Source organism: Pseudomonas brassicacearum, assembly GCF_003732265.1.
GTDB lineage: Bacteria > Pseudomonadota > Gammaproteobacteria > Pseudomonadales > Pseudomonadaceae > Aquipseudomonas > Aquipseudomonas brassicacearum_D.
This window is the reverse complement of the sequence record NZ_MOBK01000431.1, coordinates 1-508: the sequence shown is the minus strand read 5'-3', so window position 1 is coordinate 508 and position 508 is coordinate 1. Positions and strand designations below refer to the sequence as shown.

1 protein-coding gene is annotated in these 508 nt (G+C 39.6%); it reads left to right on the top strand.

The features are described from left to right. Nucleotides 1-103 precede the first annotated feature (103 nt). On the top strand, nt 104-508 hold a 405-nt coding region (locus tag BK660_RS32080), incomplete at its 3' end, for a hypothetical protein (protein ID WP_148057554.1).

The window sequence follows — 508 nt, the reverse complement described above, 5'->3', positions numbered from 1 at the left end:
CCTTCAATATTTTGAGCTGAGCGACTACTTCCGATAGCTTCGTCTTTTATAGAAACGAGAATCGACAAGTGGATGGCGTTTTGCTAGTGTTCTTGAAGCGTATATGAAGATGATTAAGCGAGTTTTTAACGTTAAAGATACAAAAATACATAACAGTCATCATGGACAGATAAAAATGGACGATATAAGAAACACCGCACTACAACTTTCGAAAATTGTAGGGGTGGAATTATTTGAGCTCTGCAATAATATTTCAGCACTTCTAATTAAGACAGAGCTTTGGGCTTTTGTTGATAAGGAGCGAAGCAAGTCTCTTTATGAACTAGCAAGGGACGAGAAGTTAAAGAGCATTGCGTTGCCTGCCGAGACGACGATAGTTCGATTTGTTGTAGATGATGGGTTTGTAGCTGAACAAGAGAGCATAAGTCTAGGGCTGGGTTATGAGGGGGTATCTTTAAAACTCGCTATACACAAAATTCTAGACTTGCCTGACACCTTTCAAGAGTCT